General features: G+C 29.5%; 11 protein-coding genes. 1 reads left to right on the forward strand and 10 read right to left on the reverse strand.

Annotated elements, in window-relative coordinates:
- Positions 1 to 36 precede the first annotated feature (36 nt).
- The 9 genes from ACYUCG_RS07735 to ACYUCG_RS07775 all read right to left on the reverse strand — a co-directional run bounded on the left by ACYUCG_RS07735 (position 37) and on the right by ACYUCG_RS07775 (position 17,753).
- Positions 37 to 648: a 50S ribosomal protein L25 gene (locus ACYUCG_RS07735; RefSeq protein ID WP_060795184.1), complete on the reverse strand. Its 612-nt coding sequence runs from the start codon at positions 646 to 648 to the stop codon at positions 37 to 39.
- A gap of 402 nt (positions 649 to 1,050) precedes the next feature.
- Positions 1,051 to 5,490 carry a glycosyl hydrolase family 95 catalytic domain-containing protein gene (locus tag ACYUCG_RS07740; protein ID WP_460268388.1) on the reverse strand — a complete coding sequence of 1,480 codons (4,440 nt, stop codon included), beginning with the start codon at positions 5,488 to 5,490 and terminating at the stop codon, positions 1,051 to 1,053.
- 175 nt (positions 5,491 to 5,665) lie between these two features.
- Complete coding sequence (locus ACYUCG_RS07745) at positions 5,666 to 7,918, reverse strand: alpha-L-fucosidase (RefSeq protein ID WP_460268389.1); 2,253 nt, start codon at positions 7,916 to 7,918, stop codon at positions 5,666 to 5,668.
- Positions 7,919 to 8,140: 222 nt separating this feature from the next.
- Positions 8,141 to 8,857 (reverse strand): glycerophosphodiester phosphodiesterase, encoded by a 717-nt coding sequence (locus ACYUCG_RS07750; RefSeq protein ID WP_460268390.1) that lies wholly within the window; start codon positions 8,855 to 8,857, stop codon positions 8,141 to 8,143.
- Positions 8,858 to 8,860: 3 nt separating this feature from the next.
- A complete protein-coding gene (locus ACYUCG_RS07755) occupies positions 8,861 to 9,883 on the reverse strand; it encodes an alpha-hydroxy-acid oxidizing protein (RefSeq protein WP_460268391.1) in 1,023 nt (340 codons plus the stop codon).
- A gap of 13 nt (positions 9,884 to 9,896) precedes the next feature.
- Positions 9,897 to 10,340 (reverse strand): 2-thiouracil desulfurase family protein, encoded by a 444-nt coding sequence (locus ACYUCG_RS07760; protein ID WP_283677914.1) that lies wholly within the window; start codon positions 10,338 to 10,340, stop codon positions 9,897 to 9,899.
- 238 nt (positions 10,341 to 10,578) lie between these two features.
- A complete protein-coding gene (locus ACYUCG_RS07765; RefSeq protein ID WP_460268392.1) occupies positions 10,579 to 12,762 on the reverse strand; it encodes a stage V sporulation protein D in 2,184 nt (727 codons plus the stop codon).
- Positions 12,763 to 13,027: 265 nt separating this feature from the next.
- Positions 13,028 to 15,388: an endonuclease MutS2 gene (locus tag ACYUCG_RS07770; RefSeq protein ID WP_164803931.1), complete on the reverse strand. Its 2,361-nt coding sequence runs from the start codon at positions 15,386 to 15,388 to the stop codon at positions 13,028 to 13,030.
- Positions 15,389 to 15,401: 13 nt separating this feature from the next.
- Positions 15,402 to 17,753 (reverse strand): U32 family peptidase, encoded by a 2,352-nt coding sequence (locus ACYUCG_RS07775; protein WP_460268393.1) that lies wholly within the window; start codon positions 17,751 to 17,753, stop codon positions 15,402 to 15,404.
- A 256-nt stretch (positions 17,754 to 18,009) separates the two neighbouring features.
- Here ACYUCG_RS07775 and ACYUCG_RS07780 point away from each other — a divergent pair, with 256 nt between their 5' ends.
- Positions 18,010 to 18,789: a histidinol phosphate phosphatase gene (locus ACYUCG_RS07780; RefSeq protein WP_460268394.1), complete on the forward strand. Its 780-nt coding sequence runs from the start codon at positions 18,010 to 18,012 to the stop codon at positions 18,787 to 18,789.
- A gap of 249 nt (positions 18,790 to 19,038) precedes the next feature.
- Here ACYUCG_RS07780 and zapA read toward each other — a convergent pair whose 3' ends face one another.
- Complete coding sequence (gene zapA / locus ACYUCG_RS07785; RefSeq protein WP_460268395.1) at positions 19,039 to 20,394, reverse strand: cell division protein ZapA; 1,356 nt, start codon at positions 20,392 to 20,394, stop codon at positions 19,039 to 19,041.
- Position 20,395: the final 1 nt, after the last annotated feature.

Below are 20,395 nucleotides of genomic sequence, written 5' to 3' on the forward strand. Positions count from 1 at the left end.
AATCCCATTTTTACTCTAATTTATATTAAACTTATATTAATTTTCCTTTTTAGCTCTATTTTCAGCTACTTCTTGATCAACTACCTCTTGAGTTATTATCTTTTGATCATAACTTACAGAAGCTACTATAGAATTTAAATCATCAATTACTGTTATTTCATTTCCAAATTCTACATCTGAAACTTTAAATTGATCTCCAGGCTTAGCTCTTCCCACATTTAAGCTTACTCCCTTTGGAATATTAGATGGAGAGCACTTTACCTTTATGCTATCTATATTCTTTTGTAACACAGCATCTAATTTATTTATATATTCTTCTCCAACATAATTTATAGGAACCACTGTTTCTATTTCTTCGTTACCTTCAACCTTTTCTAAATCTATATGTAATACCCTTCTAGTTACAGGATCTCTTTGAACTTCTTTTATAAGAGTATTTAAAGAACCCTCTTGTGAATTTATGCTTAAAAGGCCATGTTCACCAGTTACAGAAAGAGCATGATTAAGTTCTAATTCTCCTATTTCAAATAAGAAATTATTAATTCCTTTTCCGTATATAACTCCAGGAACTAATCCCTTTCTTCTGCACTGTCTACTTGAATGTCTAGTCTTTTTTTCTCTTTGATTTACTTGTAAATTTTCCATCATCATCCCTCCTTTTAAGTATTATCTCCAAAATTTATTTTATTATTCATAAACTTCAATGTCTTATATAAATAAAGAGGACTTTCTCAAAATAATTATTTATAAAACTTATAAACAATATGAAGAGAATATCTAGATAAGCTTTAGAATTTAAATTATTATGGAGAAGATATTACGTTTAAAAGCTGAGACTGTTTGAAGCGAAGCAAGTTTCGAAGCTTTAGTAATATCTTCGGAGTAATGATTATTCAAATGACTCCAATGTAACTAAAGTTCCATTGGATAAGTTCAAGATTCCAAATTAAAATTTGGACTTTCACTTAAAATCTAGTAATTCTCGGAATATGTTTGTAAGTTTTATTATATTTTGATAAAGGCCCCTTTAAATTAATTTTATTTCTATTTTTATTTTAGAAGTTCACTAGATACAAAGTTTATTTCATATTCTCCAACTAAACCATCTCCATCTAGATCAAAGTCACTATTATTTGATCCAAAGTATTTTGATACCATAGATAAATCCCCTAAATCTATTTCTCCATTCTTGTTAAAATCTGCTTTTAAAGGATTTTTCACTTTAACATTTAGGTTAATTGTGTAGATACTTTCTGTACCATCTTCTGCTACCACTTTGATTTTGCTAACTCCTGGTAAAATTTCAGCATTTTTAATTTCAATAGTGGCATTTGAATCTTCTGACGTAGCTGTTATTTCTGGGACAATATTTGTTCCTTCTTCTAAATCTATTTCATAGTCAAATACATCCTTTTTAAAACCATCCATAGTTTCACCATTAATATAAATATCACTTAAACTAGAATTGCTACTAGCTACTCTACGCTCTATTGAAGAAATAGTTAAATTATTCATTTTCCCTTTCAATTTATCATTTCCATTAGAATCAGCACCTATAATAAGTGGTAAATCACTAACTTCTAAAGGTGAACTTGGCTTTACTGTCTTATCTAATTCTCCATTTATATAAATAGATGCTTCACCCTTTGAATGTTCAAAAATAACTTTTATATTTGTCCATTCATTTAAAGGAATTGCTTTATTAGATATAAATTGAGTTATTGCCCCTTCAGCATGGAATCTTAATTTTCCTTCAGGAGATACATCTATTAAGAATCCACCCTTTCCTGTCCCATTATTTATTTTTTGAGCTATCTTTTGCCAATAATTAGTGTATTCATCTAAATAAACTTCAGTTTCTATAACTATATTATCATCTAATTTTAATGAATCATTGCTTTCAACCCTTATATATCCATTACCAAAATTAGCAGCTTTTCCATCCTTTGAATCTCCTTGAGTAACTGTACCATTTACTTCTCCATGAAAACTATTTTTAGAACTATCTTCTCCTAAGTTAGAAGAATTTTCAAAGTTATAATAAGCAATTATGCTTTCTTCTACAATTACATATGGATTTATTAAAACTCTGTATTCTTTATGCATAGTTTCATCCTTAGATGTAACTCTTATTACTGCCTCCCCTGGAAGTTCTTCTGGTTTTGTAATTTCAACCTTAGCCTCTGAAGTAAAAGCTTCTGCTTCAATATTTAGATTTTGTAAGTTTTCTCCCTCTTTAAGATCATAAGAATATTCATATTTACTTCCATTAAATTCTTCTAGAGGATTTCCATTAATATTTATGGACTTAAGATCTGCATTACTAGCAGCATGAACTTTTGTTAACTTAGCGTCTCCAAAACTTCCATGGTCTGAGCCTATACTATCTCCCCCATCTTTTACAACTAATTTAAGTGTATTCTTACCAGCTATAGGCACTTTAACATGTTTTTGTGTAGTATCTCCTGTCATTAATCCACTGTCAAAAACTTTCTCATTATCTAAATAAACTTCAAAGGATATAGATGCTACAGTACCAGCCATTTCTTGATCTACCCCAACAAAGGTTTCAAAATAATCATAGTAGTCTAATCCTTCTAAACTATATACTATCTCTGAGTGAGCATGGGTTCCTATTCCTTTATCATAAGAAACCTTCTCTCCATCTTCACCTTTTAAAGTTATTGTATTTCCATCACAACTAGCATCTTTTTGTATTTCTCCATATCCAGTAGATGCACTTTCCCATTCTAATTCACTTAAATAAACACTAGTTTCAACTGCAACCTTTTCTGATTCCTCTCCTAATCCCTCTGAATTCTTTGCCACTACATAATATAAATAACTATAACTATCATTTGAAGGAGCATTTTCATCAATAAACTCTTCTGTTTTTACATCTTCAGCTATTAATTCAAAGTCCCCTTCACCTTTTCTATAAACATCATAACCTTCTGCAAATTTTGTCTTATTCCATTTTAATGAAACAGAGTTATCTCCATTTCTTAAAGCTTTTAATCCATTAACCTTTTCTGGTTTCTCCATAGGCATTCCTTCAACCTTATATTCTCCATTAACTTCTGTTTGGAACTTAACTACATTTTTTGAAACAACCTCTGGAGTTATTTTATTTCCATTAGCATCTGTTATAATAGCTTCTGTTATTCCTGGATATTCTAAATAACAATCATTTCCTGAACCAGATTTTATTTTTAGGAGATTTAATGAATTATTATTCCAGTTAGCTGAAATCTCAAAATTTCCTCTAGCCTTTAATCCATCAAAGCTTCCATCTTCCCATGCTGTTGGTAATGCTGGCAATGGATTTATTGTTCCTAAATGACTTTGTACAAGCATTTCAGCCATTCCAGAAACAGCTCCCATATTCCCATCAATTTGGAAAGGTGGATGAGTATCAAATAAATTTTCTAAAGTACTTGTTGTTAATTGATTTTCTAATAATCTATGGGCTCTATCTCCATCTAATAATCTAGCCCAGAGATTTATTTTATTAGCTTTAGACCATCCTGTTCCTCCATCCCCTCTATGATTCATAGTAACCTTAGCTGCTTCATATAGTTCTTTAGTATCTTTTTGATTTATTTGAGTTCCTGGATAAAGTCCTACAAGATGAGAAATATGTCTATGATTATTATTTGGATCATCTATATCATCTTTCCATTCTTGAACTTGTCCGTGTTTACCTACTTGAGGTTTTAATAATCTCTCCCTCTTATCTTCAAGTTCTGCTCTAAACTCTTCATCTACACCTAAAGTTTCACTAGCTTTTATAGTATCTGTGAACAATTGCCAAATAAGTTCTTGGTCAAAAGTTGTACCTACAGTTCTAGGACCATGTTCTGGAGAATAACTTGGTGAAGAAACTAAATAGGTTTTTCCATCACTATGAGTATATTCAACTAAAAATTGAGTCCAAAACTGTGCAGCCTCTTTCATAATAGGATATATATTTTCTCTTAAATAATCCTTGTCATCAGTAAAATTATAATGCTCCCAAAGATTTTGGCTTATCCAAGCATTAGAAGTAGGAGCCCATCCCCAATCAAATTCCCATCCCATAGCTGTAAAGCCAAAAGGATTATTCATTGTATTTACTGTCCATCCATTTTTATTTTCCATAGCCCCTTCTATTCCACAATGCATTTCTGCTGTCTTTCTTCCTGGTTCTCTTAAACTTTCTACATATTCAACTAATGGAATGGCAGTTTCAGATAAGTTAGCAACCTCTGCTGGCCAATAATTCATCTGTATGTTTACATTAAAATGATAATCTGAACTCCAAGGTGGATTATTAGAATTATTCCAAACACCTTGTAAATTAGCTGGCAAACTTCCTTCCCTTGAAGAGGATATAAGCAAATATCTACCATATTGGAAAAATAAAGTTTCTAAGCTATTAGATTGATTTGTTTTATATTCATTAAGCATTTCATCAGTAGGCTTATCTAACTTAAGTTTCCCTAAATTTAAATTTACTCTATCAAATAAATTTTTATAATCTTCTATGTGCCTACTCTTTAATTCATCATATCCTAAATTTACAGCATTATTAATTCTTTCAGTTACTGCTGAATGTGGGTCTTCTCCTTTATAAGTTGGATATTCATTTATATAATCTGTTCCTGCACTCATTATTATTGTTATTTCATCTGCATTTTCAACACTTATTCTATCTTCTTTATCCTGAATTGATCCTCCAGTATTAATAACCTTAATTTGAGATTCATATTTCATTCCATTATCTTCTATTGCACCACTTAATATCAAAGTATTATTTTCTACAGAAAGATTCTTCCCATTATGGGCACCTTCATTTCTAACATCTACAGTTAGCGAAGAAGCTTTATCAGCCTTTAATTTAATAACCATTACATTATCAGGATAACTACAGAAATATTCTCTCTCATAATTAACACCCTTATAATTATATTTAACTGTAGATAAAGATTCCTCTATATTAAGCTCTCTTCTATAATTAGTTACCTTACTCTCTTCATGAGACTTAAAATCTAAGAATATGTCTCCAAAATTTTGATAAGCTCCATAAGCTCTTTGATCACCACATACTCTTTGATATAAATCATTTGAAGGAGTTCCACCCTCAGCTAATATTTTTCTTATTTCTTGTACAGCTTCCCAAGCACCTTCTTTATTTCCCCCATTATAATCTTCCCATGCTCCTGGTCCACCAGACCATAGAGTTTTTTCATTGTATTGTATTCTTTCACTTGCTACACTTCCAAAAATCATTCCACCCATATAACCATTTCCAATTGGAAGAGCCTCATTTTCCCACTTTGTAGCAGGCTCATCATACCATAAGGCTAATTTATCTAGATCAATATTTTCATTTAAAGTGCTTTTTCCTACTTCATTAAATCTACTAGACTTAGCAAAGGTATAAACTGATTGACCCACTACCATTAAAGAAACTAACAATGCTATTTTCTTCAAGAATTTCCTTTTCATAAATCCTCCCCCTAATATAGTAATAATAATATTTAATAATGTATTTTTGCATTTATTATAAATATATGTAATAAATAAGCTGTATCTTCACCTAAAAATTTAAAAAATGATTAAATTCTTAAATTTTAGGCATAATTAGATACAGCACATAAAAATTATTTTAATATATCATTCATTATTTAATTTGCTCATCATCATTAATGGTAACTGTAGCTCTTGAATTAAATCCTAATATTCCATCTATTGGATCACTTAATTTTAAATAGAATTCCTTAGGCTCTTCTTTTTCCTTATCATCAATAATTGTTATATCAAAAGTTTTTTCTGTTTCTCCTTCATTAAATGCTAAAGTACCAGACCATGTTTGATAATCAACACCATTTAAAGCAGTCCCTGCCAAAGTGTCATAGTTAACTTCAAGCTTACCATTACTTCCTCCTTTTCTTATAACCTTAAAAGTAGCAGTTCCTATATTTTCACTTACTTCGTATCCTGCCTTTTCAAATTCAACCATACCTTTTCCACCATTGTCTAATACATAAGCTCCATCTATATGAGCCGCTACCCCTCTAGAACTTGTATTTTTTCTTCCAGTACATTTAACCGTAACTTCATGCTCTCCATCACTTAAATCTTCACTTTCAAAAACTATCTCTTTAGATTTTCTATTAGGAGAATATAAGTCAACCTCTACTGGATTTTCACCATCTATGGAAATTTCCATTATTCCATGTCCTGAATCCTTTGTTCCTGATAAGAAAAACTTAGTTCCATTAAATTTAATATTAACTGTAGCATTAGTTTTACTTGTATAGTGAGCATCTCCACCTAAATCATTTTCTCCATGGATAGTCTCATATACCCATCCATCACTAAAATTAAATTGTTCTAATTCATTTCCCTTATTATCATCATTTAACACTTTCAATCCAGCTGGTGGTCCTGATGGAAGTTCTATACTAGTAGGCTGTTTATAAACTCCAACATTATTTATAAGTGGCACTTCTAATGAACCAGTTATATTAATTCTTATTTTTTCTCCTTTAGTTGGGGATATTCTAACAAGTCTTTTATATCCTATTGTTTTTCCTTCATAAACCTTATTCCAATTTTCTCCTTGTAACACTTCTATATTAAAACTGGATACTCTTTGACCTAATGGTATATACTCTTGCAAAGAAATAACATCAAATTCTTTACTTCCACCTAGATCTATTTCAATAGTACCTGTTTTACTACTATTATCTGGTGCCCAATAGGTATCATAATCTCCATCTACAATTTTATTTGCACCATATGTCTCATCCCTATTAGCAAAACTATCTACTATTACTTCTTTATTTAAAGCTAAATCATCATTAAATAACTCTTTAATTGTTTCACCAAATTCCTTTAATCTATTAACATCATTTTCATGTAACTTACCTTCTTTATTAGGGGGAACATTTAATAATAAAACTGAATTTCTCCCTATGGATTTAAAATAAATATCCATCATTTTTTCTAAGGATTTAACTTCATTATCTTGAGATTCATGGTAAAACCAACCTGGTCTTATTGATACATCTGATTCTCCAACTACCCAATCTGGTCCACCTTCTTCTCCATTATTCAAATATGTTGGATTTTCCCTTTCTTTCATTTTTTCAATATCTATAGTTGACCAGCAAGGCTCTCCTGCATATCCTTTTTCATTTCCAATCCATCTAATATCTGGACCCTGTGGACTAAATATTAAACATTCTGGTTGTAATTCTTTTATAAGAGCAAACCATTCTTCAAAGTTATATTCTTGCTTAACATTTGATCCCTTTGCTCCATCCATCCAAACTTCAGCTATAGGTCCATAGTTAGTTAATAACTCCCTTAGCTGATTCATGTAAAACTCATTATAATCACCACCATTACCTTCTCCATAATGTTCTGAATTTTGGTCCCATGGTGACAAATAAACTCCAAATTTTATATTATATTTAGCGCAAGCTTCTGAAACCTCTTTAACCACATCTCCCTTTCCATTTTTCCAAGGACTACTAGCTACATCATGCTTTGTATATGCACTATCCCACAAACAAAATCCATCATGATGTTTTGCAGTTAATATAACCCTTCCAAAGCCTGCATCTGCCAAAGTTTTTACCCATTGATCAGCATCTAAATTAGTAGGGTTAAAAATTTCTGGATTTTCTGTTCCATCTCCCCACTCTCTTCCTGTAAAGGTATTCACACCAAAGTGTATAAATGCTGTAAGTTCCTCTTTTTGATAGCTAACCTGTTCTTCTGTTGGAATTGCTCCAAATGCTTCTGTTACATATTTCATATTATTTATAGTATTTGCCTTAGTTAATATAGATCCTTGTCCCATACTAACTAAAAAAGTCATTGCCATTGTAGTTGCTAAAAAACTTTTTATAGCACTAACTTTCATACTTCCTCCTTAACTATATTTATCCTATATATGTTTATTCAGATAACATAATATTTATTACAATAATATTTAAAATTATTAACTTTTTTAATGTTATTTTTTCAAAACAACTTCCATATGAAAAGTAATACTATAAAATAAACCTTATAAATTATTAGTAAAATTTAATAATCTATAAGGTTTATTCTTTAGTATTAACAAATGGCTTTTAAAATTTACTTGTTATTTTAAATACTCTAAAGCCACCTTGGCATTATCTGTAAATATAGCATCTACTCCATAATTTTTAAGCTTATCTATATCCTCTTTTTCATTTACTGTATAAACATTGACTTTTATACCTTCATTATGTGCTTTTTCTACCAGTTCTTCTGAAACAAGAGATTTAGAAGGATGTATTGCATATGCATTTAAACTTTTAGCAATATCAAGAATATTAGGCATTTCTTTTTCATAAAGTACCCCTAATTTAATATCTCCATTTAACTTTTTAGCTTTTTCTAAGGCATTATGATTAAAACTTGAAATAAGTATTTTTCTTTCTAGATTATATTCCTTTATTAAATCTAATACATCCATCTCAATGTTTTCATAATCTATTACATCATTTTTAATTTCTATATTTAAAACTATATCCTTATCTTTTATAAGATTAAAAACATCTTCTAATAAAGATATTTTACAATCACTATTATTTTCAAAGCCTTCTTTATTACACTTAAAGTTTCTAAGTTCTTCAAAAGTATAATCCTTAACTTTTCCCTCTCCTTTAAAAGTTCTTTTTATATCCTCATCATGTATTATTACTAATTTTCCATCTTTACTTTTGTGCACGTCAAGCTCTATTCCATATATATCTAATTTTAAAGCCTCTTTAAATGCTAACAAAGTATTTTCTGGATATTTATAACTAAATCCTCTATGTGCAAAAACTTTCATAAGTTAATTCTCTCCTTTGTAAATAACTCTGTTATCTATATTTTCTATTGAGTTACATCCTGTTAATACCATAGCTGATTTTAATTCACCTTTTAAAGAATTCACATATTCTTCTACCCCTTTAGCTCCATCAGCAAAAGTAGCTGTTATAAAAGGTCTTCCTATTAAAACGCAATCAGCACCTAAGGCTATCATTTTTAATATATCAACGCCAGTTCTTACTCCACCATCAACTAAAATTTTAACTTTACCTTTAACTCTAGCTGCTATTTCTGGTAACACTTCACATGAAGCTGGGGTTTGATCTAAAACTCTTCCTCCATGATTAGATACTACTATGGCATCTACTCCTGCTTCTACTGCTAATTCAGCCTCATCTGGCGTCATTATTCCCTTTAATATAAAAGGTAATTCAGTTGAATTCACTAATTCTTTTATTTCCTCTAAGTTTTTAGGCTCAACTGGCTTTCCATTCATAGCTAAAGTTATAAGACCAGCTGCATCTATGTCCACACCTACAGCAAAGGCTCCTGCTTTTTCTGCCATTTTTATTTTTTCTATTACAACTTCATTTTGCCAAGGTTTTATAAATATTATTCCTTGTCCATTATATTCTTCTATGACTTCTAAATTAGTAGCTAAACATAAGTCTACTGCGGTATCTCCTACCATAGGATATATACCAGCATCTAAGCATCCCTTAACTACTCCCTCAATATATTCTCTTTCACTAACTTTTCCACCCATGTTTAACATAGTTCCTGTTATAGGAGCTGCAAAAAGGGGTAAATCCATATTCTTACCGAAAATTTCAATATTTGTAGTAGGGTTTTTAGCATCATGAATTGTTCTCATATTAAGTTTTATTTCCTCTAATGCCTTTACATTTCTTATAAAGGAATCTCCTGTTCCTTTTCCTCCCATACCAGGAACTTCTCCTGCACATGCTACTCCATTACAAACTTTACATACTCTACAACTTCCATTATAAAGTTCTCTAGCTTTATCTCTCATATCCTTATTCATCTATACATTCCTCCTAAAAATCATTTTCTGTTTTAACTTTAAATCCATTTTGAAGTAGAAGTTCACAAGTTACCCCATTTCCTTCTTTTTTCTCTCCATTAAAATTTCCTGAATATATAACTCCAAGACCACAAGATGGACTTTTTGCTTTTAGAATTACATATTCTGCATTTATGCTCTTTGCTATATTTAAAGTTTCATAAGCCCCTTTAAGAAATTCTTTTGTAACATCAGTTCCATCCTTACCAAGTACTTTTGCCTTTCCTTCTAGTACATCTTTTCCTGTTCCCCCTATTATTTCACTTGGTATTCTTGGAGTTTTTAGTCCTCCTAATTGTTCTGGACATGCAATCACTGCTCGCCCTTCTTTAAGAAGCTTTAATATATTTTTATTTAAATTATTTTCACCATTGTATTTACAATTAACTCCACACAAACACCCACTAATTAAAATCACAAATTTCTCCTCCCTAAAACTTATTAAAATAAATTTACTCCTAGTTTTAAAAAAATTTATCCATTATTTATTAACAAAATTCTATTTTATTATAATCCTTAAAACTTCATAAAAAAAGTATTTATCTTTTAAAGTAAAAAAGAGTTATATCAAAAAGTTAATAATAAATACCATAAACATTAAGAGGTTTATAATATTTATTATATGTTATTTGATATAACTCTTTATTTTTAAAGTTTTATCCTTCTAATTTAAACTTAATCTTATCTCCACTTTTTATTATTTCTCCTGTACTTATGCTCTGTTCCTTAATTTCACCTTCTCCTTCAAATTCTCCCTTTAATCCTAAGGATTTTAAAATTTCTTCTGCCTCTTCCTTATTTAATTTTCTAAAATCAGGAACTACTATTTCCTTTTCATTTCTATCAAATCTACTTCCAGCATACAAGGTTATACTATCACCCTTTTTAACCTTATAGCCTGGTATAGGTTTAACTGAAGTAACAAAGGTTCCGTCTCCCTCAATTACACAATTAATTCCTAATTCATTTAAAGTTTTTTCAGCACTAGTTACCTTATTCCCTCTTAAATCAGGGATTATTACACTTTCATCTTTCGCATCTAATTGCCCTTCATTTAATGAAATATAGTTAAATATATTATTAAATAATTCTCCTGCAAAAGGTGCTGCAACAATTCCTCCAAAATGCTCTCCATTTTTAGGATTATCTATTATTACTATTAAAGATACTTGTGGATTATCATATGGTGCAAATCCAGCAAAGGACGCTATATATCCTGCTCCATAAGTACCTGTTTCAGGATCTACCTTTTCTGCTGTACCAGTTTTTCCTGCTACTTTTATTCCTTCAATACCTGCATCCTTTGAAGATCCATTAGAAACAGTAGATTCTAAGGCCTCTTTAACTCTCATAGTACTTTTTTCATCTACTATATTTTCTTGTATTTTAGGTACAAAAACTTCATCTATAATTTTTGTCCCATTATCATCCTTATGACTTAATTCTTTCATAATATGAGGCTGAATTAAATCTCCTCCATTTGCAACAGCATTTAAAGCTGTCATAAACTGAATACCATTCATTGTATTAGTTTGTCCAAAGGATATAGTTGCTAAATCCACAGCATTTATATCTTCTACATTTTTAACTATTCCTGTAGCTTCTCCAGGTAAATCTACTCCTGATTGAGTTCCAAATCCAAAAAGTTTAATATATTCATTTAATTTTTCTGCTCCTAATTTTGCTCCCATTTCCATAAAAGCAACATTACATGAGTTTTCTAATGTCTGATTAAAATTTTGTACTCCATGTCCACCAGGTTTCCAACACTTTATATTTCTTCCTGCTACATTTAAACTACCATCACAATAATAAACCTCATCTTTTCCTGCTATATTTTCCTCCACAGCTGCCATAGAAGTTATTATTTTAAATATTGAGCCTGGCTCAAAGGCATCTGAAACAATTGTATTTCTCCACATATTTTGAAGTTTTGCTGATTCATCTTTCCCATTAAATGTTTCACTACCCTCATAAGGATTATTAGGATTAAATCCAGGTTTATTTACCATTCCTAAAATTTCTCCATTATTAGGATTCATAACCGCAATGCTTACTGAGTCTGCATTATGTTTCTTCAATGCTTCATCAGCCACTTTTTCAACAAAGTATTGTATATTCTCATCTATTGTCAAAGTCATATCTTTTCCATCTACAGGGGGAGTAAAACTTGTTTCAGAATAAGGATTTGAAGTGCTATTCCCAGAAACTTCACTAACTCTTACTCCTGGGATTCCCATAAGTTCTTCATTGTAATAAAGTTCTAATCCACTTAATCCTTCTCCATCTGCATTAGTTGTTCCTAAAGTATGAGAAAGAAAATCTCCATTAGGATAATATCTTTTTGTATCCTCTGATACTATTACTCCATTTATATCTAGCTCTTTAACCTTATCAGCCTTTTCCTTTTCTATTCTTCTTATTAAGGTAGCAGAGTTTGCTGGATTTCCTGATGGATATGTAAGTTCTATTCTTGATAAAACCTTTTCTTCATCCATTTCTAAGGCTTCTGCTAATAATTTTGCAACTTCAATATTATCAGTATCTTTCTTATCAATATATTTTCTTAAGGTTATTAAGTCTAAATCTACCCTAAATACGTTTGCAGTAACTGCTAGCTCCCTGTTGTTTCTATCTAATATACGTCCCCTTCTAGCATCTATTTGTATTTCATTTGTCCATTGTTCTTCTGCCATAGCCTTATAATCTTTTGATCTAAATATACTTATGTAAAGCAATCTACCTGATAAAGCTAAAAATAATATTACTATGGCTAATAAAAAAGCTAATACTCTGCCTTCATTAAGTTTAATTTTTTTATTTTTCTTTTTTATTTTCACCTAACAACCCCCTCTATACCCAATTTTACATAATTCTCAAAGTTTAAATTGATTATATCATAAATATGCCCATGCTTTTTTTAATAAATTGTATATAAAAAAGAGCTCATCTAAAATTCTTTATAAGCTTTAGTTTATTTAATCCTACTAATAAAAAATTTAGACGAACTCTTAATATTATTTTTTAAATTATTATTGATTTTATAATTAACTTAAATTTATATAAATCAAAATCTAAGTTAGGTCATAATTTAATATTAAAAATCTATTTTAATATTACAACAGTAACTCCTGTTCCACCCTCTCCATACTCACCTAGTCTGTGGGATTTTACATGAGGATGTTTTTTTAGCATATCGTTTATAGCTTTTCTTAAAACACCAGTACCTTTTCCATGAACTAAAGTTACTTCTCCTCTTCCTGCAACATAAGCATCATCTAAATACTTATCTGCAGTGTAACAAGCTTCTTCCGAATCCATACCTCTTAAATCTATTGATGGATCCACCTGTCTTAAGTTTAATCTTGCTTCTCTCTTCTTAATTTTCTTTTCTTCTTTAGTTTCCTTGGCTACTCTTAAATCCTTAGCTTTAACATTTATTTTCATAATTCCAGCTTGAACTTGAACTTCCCCTTTATTGTCTGGCTTAGAAAGAACTATGACTTTTTGGTTTATTGAAGGTAATAAGGCTTCCATTCCAACCTCAATCTTTTTAAGTTCTTCTCCTTTTTGCTCTTCTTTTTTCTTTTGAAGTCTAGCCTCTGCATCACTTATTTTATCTCTAAGCTTTCCTCTTTCAGCCTCAAGCTTTCTTCTTGCATCACTAGAAATACCCATTCTTTCTAGATCTCTCATATTTTTAAGAATAGCATCAGCTTCTTCCTTAGCTGAATCTAAAATTTGCTTTGCTTCTCTTCTAGCATCTGCATAAACATTATCTCTTACACTTTCAATTCTTTCAAATTTCTCTTTATATCTATTCTTATATTTTTCTGCATCATTTCTTAAGATAGCAGCTTCTCTAGCATCATTTTCTGCTTTTATACTCTTTTCTTGAAGTGATTGTATTAAATCTTCAAATTGAAGTGATTCAGTAGAAATAACCTTTTTAGCCTCTTCTATTACATTATCTTTAAGTCCTAATCTTCTTGAAATTTCAAAAGCATTTGATTTCCCAGGAACTCCTATTAAAAGTCTATAAGTTGGTCTTAAGGTTTCAACATTAAACTCAACAGAAGCATTCTCAACATTTTCAGTTTTTAATGCATATCCTTTTAATTCACTATAGTGAGTTGTAGACATTATTCTACATCCTCTTGCTCTTAAGTTTTCTAATATTGAAATAGCAAGTGCAGCTCCCTCTGTAGGGTCTGTTCCAGCTCCAAGTTCGTCAAAAAGTATAAAACTTTTATTATTTGCTTTCTCCATTATTTTAACTATATTAGTCATATGAGAAGAAAAAGTTGATAAGCTTTGCTCTATACTTTGCTCATCTCCTATATCTGCAAATATCTCTTCAAAGAAGCTTATGCTTGAATTTTCACTTGCTGGTATTAAAAGTCCACTTAATCCCATAAGTTCAATAAGCCCTGTAGTCTTTAAGGTTACAGTTTTACCACCAGTATTTGGCCCTGTTATAAGTAATGTTGAAAATTCTCTTCCTAAATAAATATCAGAAGAAACAACTTTATCTTTAGGAATTAGTGGATGTCTCGCATCCATTAAATCTATTACTCCTTCTTCATTTACTATAGGCATTGTTCCACCTAAATCACTACCATATTTAGCCTTTGCAAATATAAAGTCTAATTCAACTATTATATTAAAGTTAACTTTTATAACATCAATATTTTTATATACTAAGGCTGATAATTCTGCTAATATTCTCTCAATCTCAGCTCTTTCCTTTAGCATAAGCTCTTTTATTTCGTTATTTAAGTTTACTAAAGCCGTTGGTTCTATAAAAAGTGTAGCCCCTGTTGAACTTTGATCATGAACAAGTCCTGGAACTTGAGATTTATATTCAGCTTTTACAGGAATAACATATCTATCTCCTCTAACTGTGTATAAGGAATCTTGTAGATATTGAGCATTACTTCTTACTATGGAATTAACTTTATCTCTTATAGAGGAATTCTTTTCTTTTAAACTTCTTCTTATACTATAAAGTTTATCACTTGCAGAATCTGCAATTTCATCTTCACTTACTATGGCCTTTGATATAGCACTTTCTACTCCTCTAAGTACTATAAGTCCTTCTCTCATTCCTTCTAGGATTCTATGCTCTTCTTCCTCTTCTTTTCTAGCTAAAAAGTCAGAAAGTTTTCTTGTTACAGATAACATGTTTCCTATTCTAAGAAGCCCTTCTATACTTAAAACTCCACCTTTTTCAGCCCTTGTTATAGCTTCCTTAACATCATAAAGCCCTTCAAAAGGAGGATTTCCTTTTCTCATTAAAATATCTAAAGCTTCTTTTGTTTCTTCTAAATGTTCTTTTACATCATAAACAGAATCATATGGTTTAAGATCTAAAACCATCTCCTTAGCTGATTTTGTAATGGCATATCCTTTAACCAATTCCTTAATTTTATTAAATTCTAAAACTCTTAAAACTCTATCGTTCATACTTTAATCCCCTTTACTCAACGCCTCTTTTAAAGTGACCTTTAGTATAATCCTTTAATTTTAAAGCTTCTTCCTTATTTAGAGCTTCAATTACCTGTCTAACCTCTTCATACTTTTCATCTACAAAGTCTAATCTAAAAGAATTTACTCCTAAAGATTTTATTTCATCAATTTCCTGAACTAAGTTAACAGGTACTGTATTGTATATGTGCGATCTACAGAATATATCAGTTCTTATAGCAAAATCTTGATTCATTCTATCTCTTAAAGTAAATGTACTACTTACACATTGATTATCACAATTTTTTGAAGTACATTTTCCACCAAAGGTACTTCCTATTGGACAGTATTCACTAACCATAACCTCTGGTCTTCCATAAACAAACATTTGAGCTCCCTTAGAATACTTCTTAAGCATTTTATTTAACTCTTTTTTATTTAATTCTAAACTTAAACAGCTTCCCATCATATGTTCATTATAAAACTTCATACCATAAGAATTAAATATATTAAGTTTATAATCACCTATAATATTTGTTTTATCCTTAAATCTATTTATTATTCCAGTATTAGCTGTAACTAAACCTTTTATTAAGTTAAGATTCTCTTCTATTATATTACTTATTGTTTCAAACTCTTCTTTTATTATTGTAGGTGCTTTTATATAAAGATTAATTCCTTCAACTTTGAATTCTTTTATAGCATTCTTATTAAGTTGCCCTTGATTTTTTCCAAAGATATCTAAAGCAATATTTTTGATTCCACAATCTATTGAAGCTCTTAATTGTTCCTTAGTATTTACAACAACTAAAACCTCTGGCATTTCACCATTCTTTTCATTAAGTTCTATATTACTTTGTTTTTCTATAACTCTTTTGTATTTTTTAATCTCAGAATTTCTTATCTCTTCTAAAACTTCTCTTCTTAAATTATTTATAGAAGAAACTGCTGCAAAACCATCTTCAAAAGTTACGTATTCTATTTCACTTATTTCATAAGGAATATCTCCAGATTTCTTTAAGTTCTTTTCAACTTTTTCCTTATCCATAGGTCTATTTACTGCAACTTGAACCATATCACCAGTCTTTGTAAAGTAATTTCCATTGTACTCCACAGTAAGTTCCATAGGCTCATTAACCTTAAATTTCATATAAGCCTTTAAGTTTATCTTTCTCTCATATGGATTTTCATAAGAGGTCTTTAATTCATTTAAAAGCTTAGTATCTGAAGTTTTATAAAGCTTATCATTAGCTTTATATTTTTTAGGGAATATTTTTACCTTATCTCCCTTTTTAGCTTCAGTAACCTCTTGATTTCCCATAAGTATTTTACTTACAGTAAACCCATCATCATTAGTTCTTATTCCATCTTTTAATGAAAGATCATCTAATAAAAGCACTTCTCCATTTTTTAGAACTTCTCCAAGTAAAACTCCTGTATTTCTTGGAGTTTTAAATGCCATCATATCTTTCCCAACATTTTTATACATGTATGCTGTAGAAAAACCTTCTCTATTAAATAACTTTTTAAGTTTAAGTTTATTTTCCTCTTGAGATTTTTTAATATTTCTATAAGAATTATCTATAGCTTCTCTATAAGATTCTATAACTCCAGCAACATACTCAGGTCTCTTCATTCTTCCTTCAACCTTTAAAGAGCTAGTTCCTGTTTTTATTAAGTCCTCTACATTTTCAATAGTACAAATATCCTTAGGACTTAAAAGGAATCCTTTAGTCTCTTTCTTATCTTTTTCTCTAATTAATGTGTATGGAAGTCTACAACTTTGAGCACATCTTCCCCTATTACCACTTCTTCCTCCTATTAAGCTACTCATTAAACATTGTCCTGAATAGCAAACACATAAAGCTCCATGAACAAATATCTCAGTTTCTATTCCTAAATCCTTTGAAATATATTTAATCTCATCTAAAGTAAGTTCTCTTGATAAAACAATTCTAAAAAATCCATTTTCTCTAAAGAAAAGTGCTCCTTCTCCATTATGTATGCTCATTTGAGTTGAAGCATGTAATTCAAAATCTGGATATAATTCTCTTATTTTTTTAGCCAATCCTACATCTTGGATTATTAAAGCATCAACTCCTATTTTATATAAAACGCCTATGTAATCTACTGCTTCTTGAAACTCATTTTCCTTAATTAAAGTATTTACTGTAACATAAACCTTAACGCCATAAGTATGGGCATAATCCACAGCCTTTTCCATTGTTTCATTATCAAAATTAGAAGCATAAGCTCTTGCTGAAAACTTGCTTCCTCCTAAATATATAGCATCAGCACCTCTGTTTATGGCAGCAATTAAACTTTCCATACTTCCTGCCGGTGCTAGTAATTCTATTCTTTCCATAAAATTCATCTCTCCTAAAATTCAACTAGGTCTTTCCTTAGTTAATTTACTCAATACTTTGTATTATACACAATTACACAATACAATTCTACATTTCATTATTTGTCTTTTAATTCAAGCACTTTATAAAATAAAAATTTGTATTGATATACTTTAAAATAATAACTAAATAAATCTAAAGCTATTTAGTACCCTTAATATTTTTCTAAGTTATGATAAAATTAAATTATACTAATATTTATGCGGAGGTTACAAAATGCTTTATGATTGTCACATACATACAGAATTTTCAGCTGACTCTGAATTAAAAATTAAGGATATATTAGAGAGGGCTAAAAAAAATAATCTAGGAATAATAACTACAGAGCATTTAGATTATAATTTAAAAACTCATCCTCAATTTGCTGAACTTGATATTGAAGGTTATTTAAAGGAATACAGTAAATATAGAGGAGAAAATATGCAACAAGGTGTAGAACTTGGACTTGCAATGAACAATGTAGATGAAAACTTTGCCTTTTATGAAAAATACAAAGATAAATTTGATATGATAATAGGTTCTATTCATTCTATAAATGATGTTACTCTTTCTAGATTTCTAAAACAAGATACAAGACCTAAAGAAGTTGTTTATGGTGAATATCTTGATAATATGCTTAAATGCATAGAATTTTATGATATTTTTGATACCTTAGGACATATAGATTATCCTTGTAGATACAGCGCTTATGATGATAAGGAAATGACTCTTAAGGATTTTAAACTTAAATTCCAAGCTATTTTTAAAACACTAATAGCTAAAAATAAAGTTCTTGAACTTAATACTACTCGTTTAGATGATGAAACTTCCTTTAAAAACATGGTAGAAATCTATTCATACTATAGAAAACTTGGAGGTAAGTATATAACCCTTGGCTCAGATTCTCATAAAATAGAGCATGTAGGTAGAAATTTTGAGAAGCTTTCTAAATTCTTAGAAGAGACAAAATTAACTCCTTGTTATTTTAAGAATAGAAAGTTAATCCCTTGCTTGTAATATCTCACTAACTACTTTATTTAATCAGTTAAAATAAAACTAGCTTTTAATTAATGTTTATCTTTTCAATATCCAGTGTAGTAAATAAAAAGTTTATTTTAAGAACTAAGTTTTAAATTAATATTGACCAGAACTTAAAATTAACTGAGTTTTAGATACTAGTTACACTGAATATTTCTTAAAAAACAAAAAAGACTATAAGGAAATTTATTTTCACATAAATCTCCTTACAGTCTCTAAATACACTTTTTATTTTTTCTTTAAAAGAACATTATTTGATTTTTTTGAAGTAGCAAGCTTAACTTGAGAATCTAGATATTTTTGCTCTAAATCTAAAAGTTTATACTTAGCTGTTTGCCAGTTACGTCTTAACTCTTTATTGTTCTCCATTAAAAGTTCTTTTTCTCTTTTTAACTTTTTAGCTTCCTCTTCTAAAATTTCCATTTCAGCCTTAACTTCTTCAGCTTCTTCCTTTAAGGCTTTCATTTCAATTTCCATATCCTCTGAAATCTTCTTACCTAAAGCATCTTTTTCCTCTAAAGCTAATTGAAGATTTTCTTCTAACTCTAAAATTTGCTTCTTTAAACCACTATTTTGATCTTTGATCCAAATTTTTTCTTTATTTAAAAGCTCTGAAGTTTCCTTAAGTTGTCCATTTTCTTTATTTAAACCTTCAAGTTTTTCTTCTATTTCTTTGCAATTAATCTTTAGATTTTCTCCTTCTAAAGTTAATTTTTCATTTTCTTCTCTTTGAGTCTTATTTCTTTCCTTTAAGCTATTAATCTCTTTATTTAATAGTTCTAAGTTTTTCTTAGCTTCAGTAACTATACTGCTTAAGCTATTATTTTTTTCCTTAAGATCTCTAAGCTCTTTTTCCACATGATTATTTTTGCTTTTTAAATTATTAATCTCATTACTTAAGTTTTTCTCTTTACTTCTTGAGACTTCTATAGTTTTGTTTAACTCAGCATTATTTGATTTAACCTCTTTAAGTTCTTTACTTAATTTTTCAACTTCATATAAGTTTTTATCCTTAGCTGATTTTAAACTATTATTTTCACTTTTTAATTTTTCAATTTCTTTCTTTAAATTAGCTATTTCTTGATTAGAATTATTCATTCTACTATTTGTATTCTTAAGCTCTTCTTTTAAATTAGAATTTTCATTATTTAGCTTATTAAATTTATTATTAAGTTCTTCTCTGCTTTTCTCAATCTCTTCTTTTTTATCTTTTAATTCATTGAAATTCTTTTCTAAGGCTTCTTTCTCTGAAGTAATCTTATCTAGTTTTTCCTTTAAAGAAACACTTTCTCCTTCTAGTTCTTTAAGATCTTCTATTTCTTTTTTGGACTTTTCTAATTCAGATTTTATTTTTTCATAATAATCTATAAGTTGATTATATTCATCGTTTCCTTTAAATAACTCATCAGCTATATTTAATGCAGATAAAGATAAAACTCCAAGTGCACTTAATTTATTATTTTTTGTTGCCATCTCTTGTGTTTTTTCTTCTACGTATTCAGCTACTTTTTTTAAATATTCTCCGTCTTCATGGCCTTTTAAATTATATTCAACTCCATTTATTGTTACCGTAACAGTCGCCATA

This window comes from Clostridium sp. CTA-17, assembly GCF_054767895.1.